The organism is Nocardiopsis deserti (assembly GCF_008638355.1).
In the GTDB taxonomy this organism is placed as follows: domain Bacteria; phylum Actinomycetota; class Actinomycetes; order Streptosporangiales; family Streptosporangiaceae; genus Nocardiopsis; species Nocardiopsis alborubida.
On record NZ_ML703348.1, the window covers coordinates 236,987 to 251,424 of the forward strand.

Genomic DNA, 14,438 nt, shown 5'->3' on the forward strand with positions numbered 1-14,438 from the left:
CGCCGGTACCGGAGTACGGGGGATCCGACGCCCTCGCGATCGCTTCGGCACTGGTGGAGGCCCGCGATATCGGCAAAGAATTGCATCGACGCGTAACAAACACATCACACGTGTTCCACATGCCGGTTTCTTCGGGAACTTCCGGTTCCTCTTCCGCGTACCGCCCGGGTACGGACGGTGTTCTCCGGCAGGACCCGCGCGCCCGACGAGGGCCGGGAAGGGGGCTTCGCCCGGACGGCGGCACACCAGTCGGCGCAGGTGAAGCCGGTGCGGCCCACGCGGAACACAGCCCGGCACGGAACGCGGTCCGGTGCGGCCGCGCGGACGGCGGGCAGGTGCGACCGCGATGGGCCGGTACGACCGCGGCGGGCTCCGGGGCGCCGTGTCCCGAGCGGACGCGACCGGTACGGACGAGAAGGCCCCAACCGGTACGACCGCGGCGGGAACCTAGGTGCGGTCCTCCTCGTCGGCCTGGGCCAGGGCGAGTCTGCTGAGGGCCGCCGCGGCCTCGTCGGGGTCCGCGCCCTGCCCCACCGCCATGCCCAGGAGGTAGGTGGTGAGGGGCGCGGCGGGCCGGGCCACGGAGTGGGCGGCGTCCCGGGCGAGGTCGAGCACCCGGTCGACGTCCTCCTTACGGAGCGGTTCGGTACCGGTCAGGCCCAGTTCGCTTCGGACTGCTTCGGCCCATTCCACGAGGGTCACCGCATGACTCCTTAGAGCAATATATTGGCTACATTCAGCAATCATATCCACCGGGGGGTCACCCGGCGGACACACGGGCACACGGGCACGGTCACCGACCGCTCGAACTGCCCACGCCTGGTCTTCGGGCGCGGTTCCCCCGCCCCCAAACCGAGGTTCACCCCACGAGCCTAGCGTCGGAGGCAGCCGTCCCCGGCGTAGGCAGCCGTTCCCCCGGCGTTGGGAGCCACCCGCATGTCCCCGACCGACCGTACGTCTCCGGCCACTCGCACGTCCCCGGCCGCTCACCCGTCCGCGGCCACACGTGTCGCGCCCCCGGCGCCCCCGGCGCCTCCGGCCGCCCCCCGGCCCGCGAACGACCCCGTGTCCACGACCGCCCGCGTTCCCGCTGCCGGGCACTGCGCACCGGCGGCACGCACGCCCTCGCCCGACCGCGTGCCCCCGTCCGACGCCCGCGGTCCGCTGCGCGTGGCGATCGTGACGGAGTCCTTCCTCCCCCAGGTCAACGGGGTGACCAACTCCGTGTGCCGGGTCGCCGACCTGCTGGCCGCGCGCGGCCACGAGGCCCTGGTGCTGGCTCCCGGGGCCGGTCCCTCCTCCTACGCGGGCTTCCCGGTGGTCCGGCTGCCCTCCGTGCCCCTGCCGTTCTACCGCGACTTCTCCGTGGGGCTGCCCGACCGGCGGGTGATGACCGCGGCGATCCGCGCCTTCTCCCCCGACGTGCTGCACCTGGCCTCCCCCGCCCTGCTCGGGGCGGCGGCCGTGGAGACCGCCCGCCGGTGGGCTCTGCCGACCGTGGCGGTGTTCCAGACCGACCTTCCCGGCTTCGCCGGGCGCTACCGCCTACCCGGCGGGGACACCCTGTGGTCTCTGCTGCGGCGCACGCACTCCGCGGTGGACCGGACGCTGGCGCCGTCCTCGGCCACCATGGAGGCGCTGTCCGCGCGGGGGTTCCCCCGGCTGGACCTGTGGCGCCGCGGGGTCGACGCCCAGCGCTTCTCCCCCGAGCACCGCGACGAGGAGCTGCGGCGCAGGCTCGCGCCGGGCGGGGAGACGATCGTGGGCTACGTGGGGCGGTTGGCCAGGGACAAACGGGTGGAGATGCTGGAACACGTGTCCCGCCTGCGCGGGATCAGGCTGGTCGTGGTGGGGGACGGCCCCGAGCGGGCGCGTCTGCGCAGGCGCCTGCCCGACGCGGTGTTCACCGGACAGCGCACCGGCGGTGACCTGTCGCGTCTGTACGCGTCCATGGACGTGTTCGTGCACACCGGGGCGGACGAGACCTTCTGCCAGGCCGTCCAGGAGGCGCTGGCCTCCGGGGTGCCGGTGGTGGCCCCCGCCTCGGGCGGGCCGCTGGACCTGGTGGTGCCCGAGCGCAACGGGCTGCTGTACGCCCCGGACTCGGTGCGCGAGCTGCGGGTGGCGGTGGGCCGGCTGGCCCACAACCGCCAGGTGCGGGAGCGGATGGCGCGGGGCGCCCGGCCCTCGGTGGAGCACCGTACGTGGGAGGCGGTCGGTGAGCAGCTGCTCGACCACTATCGGGCGGTGATCGCCTCCAGCGCGGAACTGGCCGCGCGCGAGGCGGGGGTGGGAGACGCTCCGTCCGGCCTGAGATAAGCGCCTGGGGCGCCTGGGCGGCGGCGCCCGTGCGGCGGCCGTGCCGGACGAGGAACCGGTGCGGCCTCGGAGCCGGGACGGGAACGTGTCGCCGGGATGGGGACAGGCCGCCGGTGGCGGGGAGCCTGCCGTCGAGGGGACCGGACGTCCCACCGCGCGGGATCGGACAGGGATCCGGCCTCCCCCGGAAGGAGCGGCCGGGGGAGGCCGGAGGACGGCGCGCCCGCCCCGCCCCCTTACACGGGGCGGACGCTGGGACCGGTCAGCTGACCGTCTGTGGTTCGGCGGACCGGGGCAGGACGGCCCCGGTGTCGGCGCTCGTGGGAAGCAGCGCGCCCAGGACCTCGTCGAGGCGGTCGAGGTGGGCGCGGATCCAGGGCAGCGCCAGCGGGTCCGTGGCGGCGAGGGCGGCGTAGCGGCGTTCCTCGGTGTCGCCGTAGAGCAGGCTGGTGGCGACCCGCATGCGCAGGGCTCCCGCCCCCTCCCCGAACTCCGCGGCGGGCAGCACCCCCATCCCGAAACGGTCCAGCAGCAGCCCGGTCAGGTCAGGGCCGGTGGCCACACCGTGGAGGGCGGCCAGCCGCTCCCGGACCGGCCCGAAGTCGGGGTAGAGGTAGAAGGCCGCCCGGGGGACGGCCACGGTCGCGCCCGCGCGGACGAACGCCTCGGTGACCGCACCGGCGACGATGCCGTGCAGGCGGCGGCTGCGGTCGACGTGGTCGAGGAGTTCGGCGGGTTCGGTGAAGGCGTGCGCGGCGGCCTCCTGGACGGGGGCGGCCGGGCTCGACCAGATCTCGCTGGCCACCCCGAGCAGCCCGCCGCGCAGGCGGTGGCCGATCTCGGAGTCGGGCAGGCGCACGACGCCGATGCGCCAGCCGCCCAGGGCCAGGTTCTTGCTCAGCCCGGTGGAGATGACGGTGCGCTCGGGCGCGTACTCGGCGGGGCTGTGCACCTCGGTGGGCTCCTCGCCGGGGGCCGCGGGGTGGACGAGGTCGCGGTAGATCTCGTCGGAGATGACGACCAGGTCGAGTTCGCGGGCCACCTCGCACAGGCGCCGGACGGTGTCGGCTCCGGCCACGGTGCCGGTCGGGTTGTCGGGGACGGTGACGATGACGGCGTTGACCGTGCGCCCCTCCTCGCGGGCCGCGGTGACGGCGGCGTGCAGCAGGTCCGGCTGGGGTACGCCCCCCTCACCGGGGGCCGTGGGAACCATGACGGGCCGCTGCCCCACCAGGCGGCTCTGCGCGGCGTAGCTGACCCAGCTGGGCGCGGCGATCGCGGTGTCGCCACCGATCTCCAGCAGGAGGCTGTACAGGAGCGGCTTGCTGCCGGGCCCGGCGATGACCAGGTCGGGGTCGGTGGGCAGCCCGCGGCGCTCCCAGTACCCGGCGGCGGCCTCCCGCAGGGCCGCGGACCCGGCGACGGGCCCGTAGGCGTTGGCGCCGTTCCCCGCGGTGAGCCGGTCGCGCATGACCGGGTGGACCGGAAGTCCGGCCTCGCCGAAGCCCAGGGGGAGCACACGGACTCCCTGGCGACGCTTCTCGGCGAGCGCTTCGTTGACGGCGAGGGTCGCGGACACAGTGACGGTCATCGAGGACTCATCTCCGGTTTGTCGTGAATGCGGGTACTGCGTGAGCAGCCCGTGGGCTGCGTGGACTGCCGCTCCACCTGGGAGGACGGCCCGTCACCCCACACACTGCCCAGATTCAGGCATCAGTACAAGCGCGTCTTTTCGATGCTGAGAGTAAGGTTTTCTTATGCTTGATCTGCGTCGTCTGCACATCCTCCGCGAGTTCAGCATCCGGGGAACCATCTCCGCCACCGCCGGCGCTCTCGGTTACACGCCCTCGGCCGTGTCCCAGCAACTGGCCACGCTGGAGAGGGAGACGGGCGTCGCGCTGCTGGACCGCTCCGCGCGGGGCGCCGAACTCACCGACGCCGGGCGGCTCCTGGTGGCCCAGGCCGAGGACATCCTGGCGCTGGTGGAGGCGACCGAGTCGGTGCTCGCCGAGCAGTCGGACCTGGCTCTGGGCGTGGTCACCGTCACGGCGTTCCCGACCGCCGCCGTGGCGTTCGCCCCGCTGCTGGTGCCGCCGCTGCGCCGACACGAGGGGATGCAGCTGCTGCTGCGCCAGACCCTGTTGGCGACGGGGACCCAGCAGGTGCGCTCGCGGGAGGTGGACATCGCCCTGGTCGACGACTGGTCCGGACAGCACCCCGGGCGCGGACCGGAGAGCGGGCTGCGGCACATCCACCTGATGCGCGACCCGATGGTGCTGGCGGTGCCCCGGGAGCACGCACTGGCCGATCCCTCGACGCCGGTGGTGCTGGAGGGGTTGCTGAACGAGTCGTGGATCGTGACGCCCGAGAGCGAGCGTTCGCGCTACGGAACGGACCGGCTCCTGTCCGAGGTGGGCGGACTGCCTTCCGCCGCCTGGGAGTTCGAGGGGCTGGGAACGGTGCTGAGCCTGGTGTCGCGCGGGATCGGGATCGCCGCGGTTCCGGCCCTGGCGATGGTGGGGGCCCCAGCGGGGCTGGCCTACCGGAGGCTGCCCGCGTCCGCGCCCGAGCGGCACGTGTACGCGGTGGTGCGGTCGGTGGCGGCGAGGCGTCCGGCGGTGCAGGTGACGCTGGCGGCGTTGAGGGATGCCGCGCAGCAGGTGAACAGGGAGATCGCCGGGATGACGGTGGCCTGACCACCGGCACCGGTCCGCTCCGCTCCGACCTCGCCGGGACTGCCGTCAGTCAGCGCTCCACGGGCGCGTGCTCAGGCTCCGCCGAGGACCCGGCCCTTCCGGCGGAGCGCCACGGAACGCTCCGCTCCGACCCCGCTGGACTCTCCCCTGACCGGCTTTCGCAGGCGGGCCCTCACCCGAAGGACCGCCGCGAAACGACGCGTGGCCCGAACCCCCGGGGTCGGGCCACGTTCGTCGCCGTTCACTCTCTCTCCCTGCCGCGTGTCCGGTCGATCCGGCGGCGCAGTCTGCGGCAGACGTGGCGTGCCCGGTCACGGTCGTCCCGGGCGTTCCACCATCGGGCGTAGGCTTCCAGTCTTCTTTTGCGCAGTGCCTCCAGCTCGGCCTCCATCCGGTTCACCCGGTGCTCCAGGTCGATGCGCTCGCGTTCGAACACCGACATGTCGCGCTCGTGGAACCCCGCCTCCCGCTCGGCGCTGACGAGCCGATCGGTGAGGCCCTCGGTGGGGTTTCCTCGGCCGGACTGTGCACTGATCCCTTCGAACCACACAACATCTTGTGTATCCCGCACAGGGGCAACATCACCGCTCGCTACGCAAAGAATACGGAAAGTGGCAGAAGAATCGAAATATCAATCAAACGGCCCTTTCGGACACCTCAGGCCGCGACCAGCCTCTCGACCGGCACGGGGGCCGGGCCCCGCAGGCGGGTGTAGACCTCCTCGAACCGCTCCAGGGACCGGTGGTGGTCGTGCCGCCGCGCGAGTTCGCGGCTGGCCGCGCCCAGGGCGCGCCTCCGGGGACCGAGTACGAGGAGCAGCCGGTCCGCCAGTCGCACGGGGTCGCCCGGCGGGAAGAGGAACCCGTTGCCTCCCTCCTCCACCAGGTGCGGCAGCGCCATCGCGTCCGCGGCCACCACCGGCAGGCCGGTGGACATCGCCTCCAGGGTGGCGATGCTCTGCAACTCGGCCACACCGGCGATCGCGAAGGCGTCCCCCGCCGCGTAGACCAGGGGCAGGTCCTCGTCCGGGACGAAGCCCAGGAAGAACACCCGGTCCGCCACCCCCAGCTCCGCGGCCAGCGCGCGCAGCTCCTCCTCACGCTGGCCGGTGCCCGCCAGGGCCAGCTGGGCGTCCCGCTCGGGCACGATCCGCGCGAGCGCCCGGATCGTGTCGTCTACCCTCTTCTCCGCGTCCAGCCTGCCCACGAACACGATCGTGTCCCGGTCGGGCAGCCCGAACCTGCGCCGCGCCGCGGCGGGGTCCTCGTGGGGGCGGAACCGGTCCAGGTCGATCCCGCACGAGATGGCCTCGACCCCGCGCGTGAACCCCTTCTCCCGCAGGAGCCGGGCGGCCCGCGGGGTCGGCGTGGTCACGTGGTCGGCCTCCCCCGCCACCCGGATCATGTCCTTCCAGGCCAGGAGGCCCGCGAGCTCCTGCATCGGCGTGGGGATCCGGGCGTGCGCGTACAGGTTGTCCGGCATGAAGTGGTTGGTGAGCACCACGGGTACACCAGCGGCGCGGCCCCTGCGCACCGCCGAGCGGCTGAGCGGGAAGTGGCTCTGCGCGTGCACGACGTCGGGTTCCAGGCGCTGGATGATCCTGGCGATGTGCCCGCCCATGCCCAGCGGGACGGCGGCGCGCATGAAGGGGATGGGCGCCGAACGCAGGCGGTGCTCGGTCACCGCGCCGTTGACCGTGACGTAGGGGTCGCCCTGCTCGGAGGGGCACACCACGTGGACCCGGTGCCCCCGCCCGGCCAGCCCCTCGGCCAGGCGGTGGGTGAAGTATCCGGCCCCGTTGACGTCGGGGGGATAGGTGTCGCTGGCGATCAGGACGCGCAGCGGGCGTTCGGCCATGGTGGTTGCTCCTTAGCGTTCGGTGTCGGCGACGACCTCGGGGTTGCGGTGGCGCGCCTGGGCGAGGGCGATGGTCCCGGCGACGGCGAGGCAGGCGAAGACCAGCGCGCCGAACTGGGCGGGAGGGGTCTGCGGCGCTCCCTCGCCCAGGAGGAGGGCGCCGATGGCCACACCGACCACGGGGTCGGTGATCAGGAGGGTCGCGTAGGCGGCCGTGAAGTGCCCGGTGCGGTAGGCGTTCTGCATCAGAAGGGCGCCGAAGACCGCCGTGGCCACGGCCAGCGGGGTCAGCCAGCTGATCAGGCTGGTCCAGTCCCCGACGGCGTTGGCGGCCAGGACGCGTGCCAGCCCGGACGTGGTGCCCATGGCCGCCCCGCCCGCCAGGGCGAGCAGGAGGGCCCGGACCCCGTTGTTCATCCGGTGCGCCGTGAAGTGGACGACGGCTCCCGCGCCGAGGGTGACCCCGGTGAGCGCCAGCGCCGCGCCGGTGGTCATGGCGGGGCTGTTGGCGGTGTGCGGGAACAGGGAGATCACCCCGGTCAGGCCGACCATGACGGCGGTTCCGGCGATGATCTGGGAGAGGCTGACCCGGCGGCGGTTGAACAGGGCCGACAGCACGATGGCGAACAGCAGGCCGGTCACGCCGATCGGCTGGATGATGGTCAGCGGCGCGCCGCTGAGGGCCACCAGGTGCAGCCCCGCGCCGAGGACGGCGGCCACGCTGCCGATCATCCAGCGGGGCTGGCGCAGCAGGTGCAGCAGGAACCCCGCCTTCGCCACCCGGCCGCCCGGGGCGCGGACGGCGTCGCGCTCCTGGAGGGCGGAACCCAGTGCCAGGGTGAACGCCCCGGCCACGGCGATGAGGATCGGCACCAGCATCAGCGCCACCGCCCCACGGGTGTCCCCCGTCTCCTGGGCATCGCCGACCCCCTCTGTTCCGCCGTCTCGGCAACGGTACGGACGGGCCCCGTGCCACGGCGATAACGCCAACCCCCCGTCCGTCGTGGTGGTAACCCCACCACGCCCGCACCTACCCGGTCACGGTTTCGGTATCCCGTTGTCTCCGGGTGCGGAGTGACCGTTTGTCCCCAAGGGGTGTGCCCGCGGGGAGCCACGTGGCACTATGTCCGGTATTGGTCTAGACCGGATAGGAGCGGTTCACCGTGCCTGACACTTCCCCCTCCCTCGTTCCCCGTCCCAACTCCTCGGCTCCGGGGGACACCGGGGGTCTCACGCTGACCGCCTCGACCAGGGTGTCCGCCGACCCCGACGCCCGGGGCACGCTCACGTGGCTCCAGCGTGAACTCGGAGCGGCCACCGGCCTGCCCCTGGCCACCGGTGACGAGGCCAGCGCGCAGGTCCGGCTGAGCGTGGACCCCGAGGCGGACCTGGGCCGCGAGGGCTACCGGCTGATCGTGGACGCCGAGGGCGCCATCATCGTGGGCAACGACCCCGCAGGGGTGTTCTACGGCGCGCAGACCCTGCGGCAGCTGCTGCCCGCCGACGCCTACCGGGACGCCCCGCTGGGCAGCGCCGAGTGGACCCTGCCCGCCGTGAGCGTCACCGACGCACCGCGTTTCCGCTGGCGGGGCGTGATGCTGGACGTGGCCCGCCACTTCGTGCCCAAGCGCGAGGTGCTGCGGTTCATCGACCTGCTGGCCATGCACAAGCTCAACGTCCTGCACCTGCACCTGAGCGACGACCAGGGGTGGCGCGTGGAGATCCGCCGCTACCCGAAGCTGACCGAGGCGGGCTCCTGGCGGGCCCGGAGCCAGGTGGGCGCCGCGAAGCCGCCCGTGTTCGACGAGCGTCCGCACGGCGGTTTCTTCACCCAGGACGACATCCGCGAGATCGTCGCCTACGCCGACGCCCGGCACGTGGCCGTCGTCCCCGAGATCGACGTGCCCGGGCACTCGCAGGCCGCCATTCACGCCTATCCCGAGCTGGGCGAGTGCGGACAGATCCCGGTCGGCGACCAGTGGGGCATCTTCGAGGAGGTGCTCGCGGTCACCGACAACGTCCTGGAGTTCTACCGGGGCGTCCTGGACGAGCTGATCGAGCTGTTCCCGAGCACCTACGTGCACGTGGGCGGCGACGAGTGCCCCAAGATCCAGTGGCGGGCGAGCGCGTCCGCGCAGCGGCGGATCAAGGAGGAGGGTCTGGCCGACGAGGACGAGTTGCAGAGCTGGTTCATCCGTCAGCTGGACGAGCACCTGACCTCGCGCGGCCGCCGCCTGGTCGGCTGGGACGAGATCCTGGAGGGAGGGCTCGCGCCGGGGGCGACCGTGATGTCGTGGCGCGGCGAGGAGGGCGGTGTCGCGGCCGCGCGGGCCGGTCACGACGTGGTCATGAGCCCCACCCGCACCTCCTACCTGGACTACCGGCAGTCGGAGTCCGGGGACGAGCCCGTCCCGGTGGGCACGCTGCTGCGGACCGAGGACGTCTACCTGGCCGAGCCGGTCCCCCCGGGGCTGACCGAGCAGGAGTCCGCGCACGTGCTGGGCGCGCAGGTGAACGTGTGGACCGAGCACATCGACACGCCGCGCAGGCTGGACTACATGGTCTTCCCCAGGCTGTCGGCCTTCGCCGAGCAGGTGTGGTCGTCCGGTGAGCGCGACTACGCCGAGTTCGAGCCCCGGCTGAGGCGGCACCTGGAGCGGCTCGACGCGGTCGGGGTGGAGTACCGGCCGCTGGACGGGCCGCGCCCGTGGCACACCCGCCCGGGAGTGGTGGGCTGGGGGTGACCCCGGCGCCCCGGGAGCTCGCAGGCTGAGGGCGCCGGGGCCCCGCGACACGGAAGCCGGCAGAGCCCGGGGCCTCGGACGTGGGCGGCGACCGGGCCTCGGCTCCCGGGCGCCGTCCCGGGACCTCAGAAGTAGGTGGCCGCCATCTCCACGACGGTGTCCTCCTCGTCCACCACCGGCAGGACCCGCCAGCGGTCGAAGGCCGTGCACGGGTGCGAGATCCCGAAGGAGACCAGGTCCCCGGGGCTGACCTCCAGCCCCGGCGGAACCCTCAGGTAGGCGTGGTGGTCGTTGAGGTCGGTCACCTCCATGCCCCCGGCCTCCGCGGTGGCCCCGTCCGCGCGGCGCAGGCGGCGCGGCACGGGGAACCCCTGGTCGTGGTTGGCGTCGCGGCGCCCCATGCCGACGATCGCCAGCCCCTCCTCCGGGGTGGAGGTCACCTGGGCCCACAGCTCCAGGGCCCCGGCCAGCGCGTCGGGGCCCTGCGGCAGGCGGCGGTAGGGCGTGGTGCGCCGGTACAGGCCGTCGTCGTGGACCACGTAGGCGCCGCTGCGCAGGATCGGCAGGACGTCCTCGCGGCCGCCGAGCTCCTCGGCGACCAGGTCGAACCACGCGCTGCCGCCCACCGACAGCACGGGCCGGTCCAGGCCGTGCCGGGCGGCCAGCGCCGCGGCGTCGCCGACCAGGTCGCGCAGGAAGCCGCGCACTCCGTCGGCGTCGCCGAGCGCCCCCTCGTAGCCCGCCACCCCGGCCGGTTCCAGGCCCGGCGCGTCGGCGACGGCCGCGGCCACCGCGAGCAGTTCCTCCCGGGTGCGGCAGCCGGTGCGCCCGCCGGGGACCCCCCGTTCGACCAGCACCCGCAGGGGACGTCCGGCGGAGCGTTCCCCGGGCCGGTCGGCGGCGGCCTCCGCGGCGACCGCCACCCCCTCGGCGGAGTCGGCGTAGAAGAGGAACTCGAAGCCGGGGTCCTCGTCCAGCTCACCGGCCGCCCAGCGCAGCACCCGGCCGTCGAGCAGCTCGTTGGCGAGCAGGATCCGGCGCACGCCGAACCGCCGGAAGTCCAGGACCTGGTTGGCGCTGGCGGCGGAGACCCCCCAGGCGCCCGCGTCCAGCTGGCGCTGGATGAGGACCGGCGCCATGGAGGTCTTGCCGTGCGGGGCGAACAGCAGCCGGTGGCGCTCGGCGAAGTCGGCGAGCGCGGCGACGTTGCGGTCCAGCGCGGAGGCGCGCAGCACCATCAGCGGCCAGGTGAACGGGCCGGTGAACAGGTGGTCGCGGCGGGCCGCGAACTCCTCCAGGGAAATCGGGGCGTCCGTCCACCACAGGCCCTTGGTGCGCCAGTCGACGTGTTCCCGGGGGATGGTCAGCCGATCGCTCACGTGGTGTCCGCCTCCTGGTCCGAACGCCCCGCTTCCGGTGAGACCGCGCCGCGGCCTCCCCGGAAGCGGGGTTCTCGTGTGGGTCGGACCGATCATCCCACCTGGCACCGCACGGGGCCAGGGAGCGCTCCGGGCGCGGCCCGGGGACGGCGCCCCCTCTGGGGCGGACGCGGTTCCCGGACCGACGCGGGTCAGCGGGGCAGGGGCAGCGTGGGAATCCTGACCACCGGCTGGGACCGCTTGGTCCGGGCAGCGATGGCCTCCTGGCCGACGTCGGGGTAGTCGGTGATGAACCCGTCGACCTTCCAGCCCAGGACGGTGTCCATCCGGGAGCGCTCGTTGATGGTGTAGGGCATGATCTCCATCCCCGCCTCGTGGACCCGCTCCACGTAGGCGGCGTCGATGGTGGTGTGGTTGGGGTTGATCATCTGCGCCCAGTCGAACTCGGCGATGCGGCTCTCGGGGATCCGCCCGAGCAGGGCGTGCGGCACGGAGGGGAGCAGATCCTTGGAGCGCCGCACCGCCTCCCAGTCGAAGCTCTGCACGACGAGGCGGCGGGGCTCACCGGCCGGGTTGGGCTCCAGCCAGGTTCCGCGCTCGGTCAGCTCGTCGGCGATCTCCTGCTCGATGCCGGGGTAGAGCTCGGGCTCCTTGAGCTCCAGGAAGAGGTTGAGGTCCAGTTCCTCCATGCGGTCGAGCCCCTCCGCGAAGGTGGGGACGGCCTCTTCGTCGAAGGAGGGGTCGAACCACTCACCGGCGTCGAGCCTGCGGACCTCCTCCATGGTGAAGTCGCTGACCTCGTAGGAACCGCGGTCGGGGAAGACCTCCTCGACGTCGGTGGTGCGTTCGAGGGTGGTGTCGTGCATGAGGACGAGGACGTCGTCCTTCGTGCGCTGGACGTCGACCTCCACGGTCTCGGCTCCGAGCCGGTCGGCGGCGTCGAGGGCCGCCAGGGTGTTCTCGGGCGCGTGACCGGAGGCTCCGCGGTGGGAGACGGCGATCAGCGGGCGTTCGGATGTCGTGTACTCGATGACTGCGGATCTGGTGACGTCCGACCACCGGGGGTCGGTGTCCTGTGCCGCGGACGATGCGCTCGTGCCGGTGACGACGAAGAACGACACGGCTGCGACGACGATGCCGATGCGCTGCACCGGACCTCCCAAGTGCGCGTGAACTTTCCGGCTGCTTCCTCAGGTTGGGTGCGGATGGTGACCCTGCGGTTACCGTCTGCGGAGCAGCCGGTGATCCGCCGCCCATCATCTGGTGATGTGTCCGGCAGTTCGACGACATTCTCACTTAATGCATCCATTTGGTCACTTCATGTACGATTTTTGACCCCTGAGCCCATGGGTGATTACTCAGAGGCTGCGAACATCACTAGGAGTAGTCGATGGGAAGGAACACTCATGCGCAAGCACCACAAGAGGTGGGTCGCGCTGCTCGGCGCCGCCGCGATCGCGTCGTCGGGACTGGTCGGTCTCCCCGGGGCGGTGTCGGCCGACGAGAAGGACATGCGGACGCTGACGTGGCCGGAGATCAGCCAGGGCGTCTCCTCGTACGGCCTGGACGGCTACGAGATCGGTTATCTGCCCGCCGGACTGGAGCGGCACGGGATACACGCCTCGACCACGACCGACCGGCTGGGCAACAGGCAGTCGCAGCTGTCCTGGATGCGCGGACCGGACCAACTGCTCGGAAGGGTCTCGATCCTGCGCTCGGACAGCATGCAGCAGCTCGACGACCTGCGCGAGCGCCGGTACGGCCACCTTCCCGAGAGGACCCTGGAGCGCTTGGACTCGGGCGAGGCGCTGCGCAGTGAGGCCTACCTGTCCCCGGAGACCGGCGACCTGTTCTGGCTCGACGAGCCGGGCGTGGCCGTGGCCCTGTACCTCCAGCCGGACAAGTGGAGCAGCGGTGAACTGGTCAGGATGGCGGAGTCGCTGACCAGGAGGGAGGAGGCGCCCGCGGAGGGGGCCGGGGAGCCCGGGCCGGAGGGATCCGGGCCGGAGGGATCCGGGCCGGAGGAGCCGACGGCCGAGGAACCGACGGCCGAGGAGCCCGCGCAGGACGACCCGAACGCGGAGGAGCCCGCGCAGGAGGGGTCCGGCCGGGAGACGGGCGGCGCCGAGGGGTCCGGCGGTGCGTCGGATGGCACCTCGGGTGGAGGCTCCGGCGGCGGGACCGGTACCGGGACGACGCAGGAGGAGCCCGCCGGGGCGGGCGGAAGCGCGTCCTCCGCGGACGGGACCGCCGACGGGACTCCGGTGGCCACCTCCCCCCTCGGGCGGCCCGAGACTCCGCAGACCCCCGAGACCACCGAAGCCTCCGAGGCCTCACAGACCCCTGAGACCCCGTCCGAACAGGGCGGGGAGGCCGCGCAGAGTGGGGAGGCCGCGCAGAGTGGGGAGGCCGCGCAGGGCGGAGAGGCCGCGCAGGAGCAGCCCGCCGTCGAGGGGGGTGCGCAGGAGGCGCCGGCGGAGGCCGGAGGGAACGCGGGTTCCGAGCAGCCCGAGGCGACCCGCGTCCGGATGGCCAAGGAGTGCGTCGTCAGCCGGTTCGTGAGCTTCGATACCGGCGAGACCCGCCTGGGCGAGATGACCCCGGCCAGCACGGAGTTCGTGGAGCGGGCCCTGGCCACGGAGCGGCTCAACGACGGGGACCTCGACCGCCTGCTGGCCACCGTCTGGTACTACGGCGACGAGGGCGTCAAGACCGGCGCCGTCGAGCACTGCGCCGAGGACGTCGAGATGTCGCGTACCGAACTGGAGGAGCTCATCCTCGACCTCGGCGAGATGATCGCCGTGCTCGTGGAGGAGGCCGAGAAGCACGACGCCACGCACGAGGAGAACGTGGCGCGCACGCTGGAGGAGGTGAACTCCACCCTGCCCGTGGAGGTGGACTCCGCCGCGGTCATGGACCCGATCGGTGCCGAGGAGTGGGCCGAGATGGCGGACTCCCTGCCGTGGAGCTTCCCGACCGGGACCTCCTGAGCACCGCGTCCTCCGGTCACGGGACGGTGGCGGCCGGAGGGCAGCACGGTGCGGGCGGGTCCTGAGGGCCCCCTACATCCAGTCAACCCGGGGCCGGGCGCGCGCACCAGCCCCGGGTTCCTCCTGTGGACAACGCCGTACGGCCCTCCCCCACGCGGCGAACTGAGCAGAAATGCCGTTGGCGTGTTGCGTGACCCCTGACCTGCGATGATCGTGTACTTATAGCGAGGTTCGAGCGCCGGGACTCGCTACAAGTACACGATCACGGCGGAGAGAGCGGGCCGGTGCGCCTTTCCGGCCACCGCTACGGGCATCGGCGCGCGGCTCCTCCGCCCCAGACCAGGCGCCCGTCCCGCCGGAGCCGCGCGCCCCGCCCTCCTCCGTGCGCCGGGCACCGCTCCGCCCCGCACACCACCTCCCCCGGCCCCGCCCACTGCCCTCCCACACGAACCA

11 protein-coding genes are annotated in these 14,438 nt (G+C 73.0%); 4 read left to right on the forward strand and 7 right to left on the reverse strand.

Annotated features, from left to right (window positions below; translation table 11 throughout):
• Positions 1 to 447: 447 nt before the first annotated feature.
• Positions 448 to 702 carry a DUF6457 domain-containing protein gene (locus FYW99_RS03860; RefSeq protein WP_150250304.1) on the reverse strand — a complete coding sequence of 85 codons (255 nt, stop codon included), beginning with the start codon at positions 700 to 702 and terminating at the stop codon, positions 448 to 450.
• A 363-nt stretch (positions 703 to 1,065) separates the two neighbouring features.
• On the opposite strand from FYW99_RS03860, the gene FYW99_RS03865 reads away from it, so the two are divergent.
• Positions 1,066 to 2,319 carry a glycosyltransferase family 4 protein gene (locus tag FYW99_RS03865; RefSeq protein ID WP_223838693.1) on the forward strand — a complete coding sequence of 418 codons (1,254 nt, stop codon included), beginning with the start codon at positions 1,066 to 1,068 and terminating at the stop codon, positions 2,317 to 2,319.
• A 262-nt stretch (positions 2,320 to 2,581) separates the two neighbouring features.
• Here FYW99_RS03865 and FYW99_RS03870 read toward each other — a convergent pair whose 3' ends face one another.
• Positions 2,582 to 3,910: a pyridoxal phosphate-dependent aminotransferase gene (locus FYW99_RS03870; RefSeq protein WP_150250306.1), complete on the reverse strand. Its 1,329-nt coding sequence runs from the start codon at positions 3,908 to 3,910 to the stop codon at positions 2,582 to 2,584.
• A gap of 166 nt (positions 3,911 to 4,076) precedes the next feature.
• Here FYW99_RS03870 and FYW99_RS03875 point away from each other — a divergent pair, with 166 nt between their 5' ends.
• A complete protein-coding gene (locus FYW99_RS03875) occupies positions 4,077 to 5,015 on the forward strand; it encodes a LysR family transcriptional regulator (protein ID WP_150250308.1) in 939 nt (312 codons plus the stop codon).
• A gap of 241 nt (positions 5,016 to 5,256) precedes the next feature.
• On the opposite strand, the gene FYW99_RS03880 is transcribed toward FYW99_RS03875, so the two are convergent.
• The 3 genes from FYW99_RS03880 to FYW99_RS03890 form a co-directional block, all read right to left on the reverse strand.
• The gene (locus FYW99_RS03880) at positions 5,257 to 5,565 is read right to left on the reverse strand and encodes a hypothetical protein (protein WP_150250310.1); all 309 of its coding nucleotides are present in this window, start codon (positions 5,563 to 5,565) and stop codon (positions 5,257 to 5,259) included.
• A gap of 107 nt (positions 5,566 to 5,672) precedes the next feature.
• Entirely contained in the window at positions 5,673 to 6,872 is a 1,200-nt protein-coding gene (locus FYW99_RS03885; RefSeq protein ID WP_150250312.1) for a glycosyltransferase, read from the reverse strand.
• Between the two features lie 12 nt (positions 6,873 to 6,884).
• Positions 6,885 to 7,751, reverse strand: a complete 867-nt coding sequence (locus FYW99_RS03890) for a DMT family transporter (protein ID WP_190394539.1) — start codon at positions 7,749 to 7,751, stop codon at positions 6,885 to 6,887.
• Positions 7,752 to 8,035: 284 nt separating this feature from the next.
• On the opposite strand from FYW99_RS03890, the gene FYW99_RS03895 reads away from it, so the two are divergent.
• Positions 8,036 to 9,616 (forward strand): beta-N-acetylhexosaminidase, encoded by a 1,581-nt coding sequence (locus FYW99_RS03895; protein ID WP_150250316.1) that lies wholly within the window; start codon positions 8,036 to 8,038, stop codon positions 9,614 to 9,616.
• Positions 9,617 to 9,741: 125 nt separating this feature from the next.
• Here FYW99_RS03895 and FYW99_RS03900 read toward each other — a convergent pair whose 3' ends face one another.
• Positions 9,742 to 10,995 (reverse strand): alanine racemase, encoded by a 1,254-nt coding sequence (locus tag FYW99_RS03900; RefSeq protein WP_150250318.1) that lies wholly within the window; start codon positions 10,993 to 10,995, stop codon positions 9,742 to 9,744.
• A 191-nt stretch (positions 10,996 to 11,186) separates the two neighbouring features.
• Entirely contained in the window at positions 11,187 to 12,146 is a 960-nt protein-coding gene (locus FYW99_RS03905; protein ID WP_150250320.1) for a glycerophosphodiester phosphodiesterase, read from the reverse strand.
• Positions 12,147 to 12,401: 255 nt separating this feature from the next.
• Here FYW99_RS03905 and FYW99_RS03910 point away from each other — a divergent pair, with 255 nt between their 5' ends.
• On the forward strand, positions 12,402 to 13,985 hold the full coding sequence (locus FYW99_RS03910; RefSeq protein WP_150250322.1) for an ICP22 family protein: 1,584 nt from the start codon (positions 12,402 to 12,404) through the stop codon (positions 13,983 to 13,985).
• Positions 13,986 to 14,438: the final 453 nt, after the last annotated feature.

Bases quoted from the DNA above. Each gene is read 5' to 3' on its own strand.
- FYW99_RS03870 (WP_150250306.1), bottom strand. From the start codon at position 3,910: ATGACCGTCACTGTGTCCGCGACCCTCGCCGTCAACGAAGCGCTCGCC.
- FYW99_RS03875 (WP_150250308.1), top strand. From the start codon at position 4,077: ATGCTTGATCTGCGTCGTCTGCACATCCTCCGCGAGTTCAGCATCCGG.
- FYW99_RS03885 (WP_150250312.1), bottom strand. From the start codon at position 6,872: ATGGCCGAACGCCCGCTGCGCGTCCTGATCGCCAGCGACACCTATCCC.
- FYW99_RS03890 (WP_190394539.1), bottom strand. From the start codon at position 7,751: ATGCTGGTGCCGATCCTCATCGCCGTGGCCGGGGCGTTCACCCTGGCA.
- FYW99_RS03910 (WP_150250322.1), top strand. From the start codon at position 12,402: ATGCGCAAGCACCACAAGAGGTGGGTCGCGCTGCTCGGCGCCGCCGCG.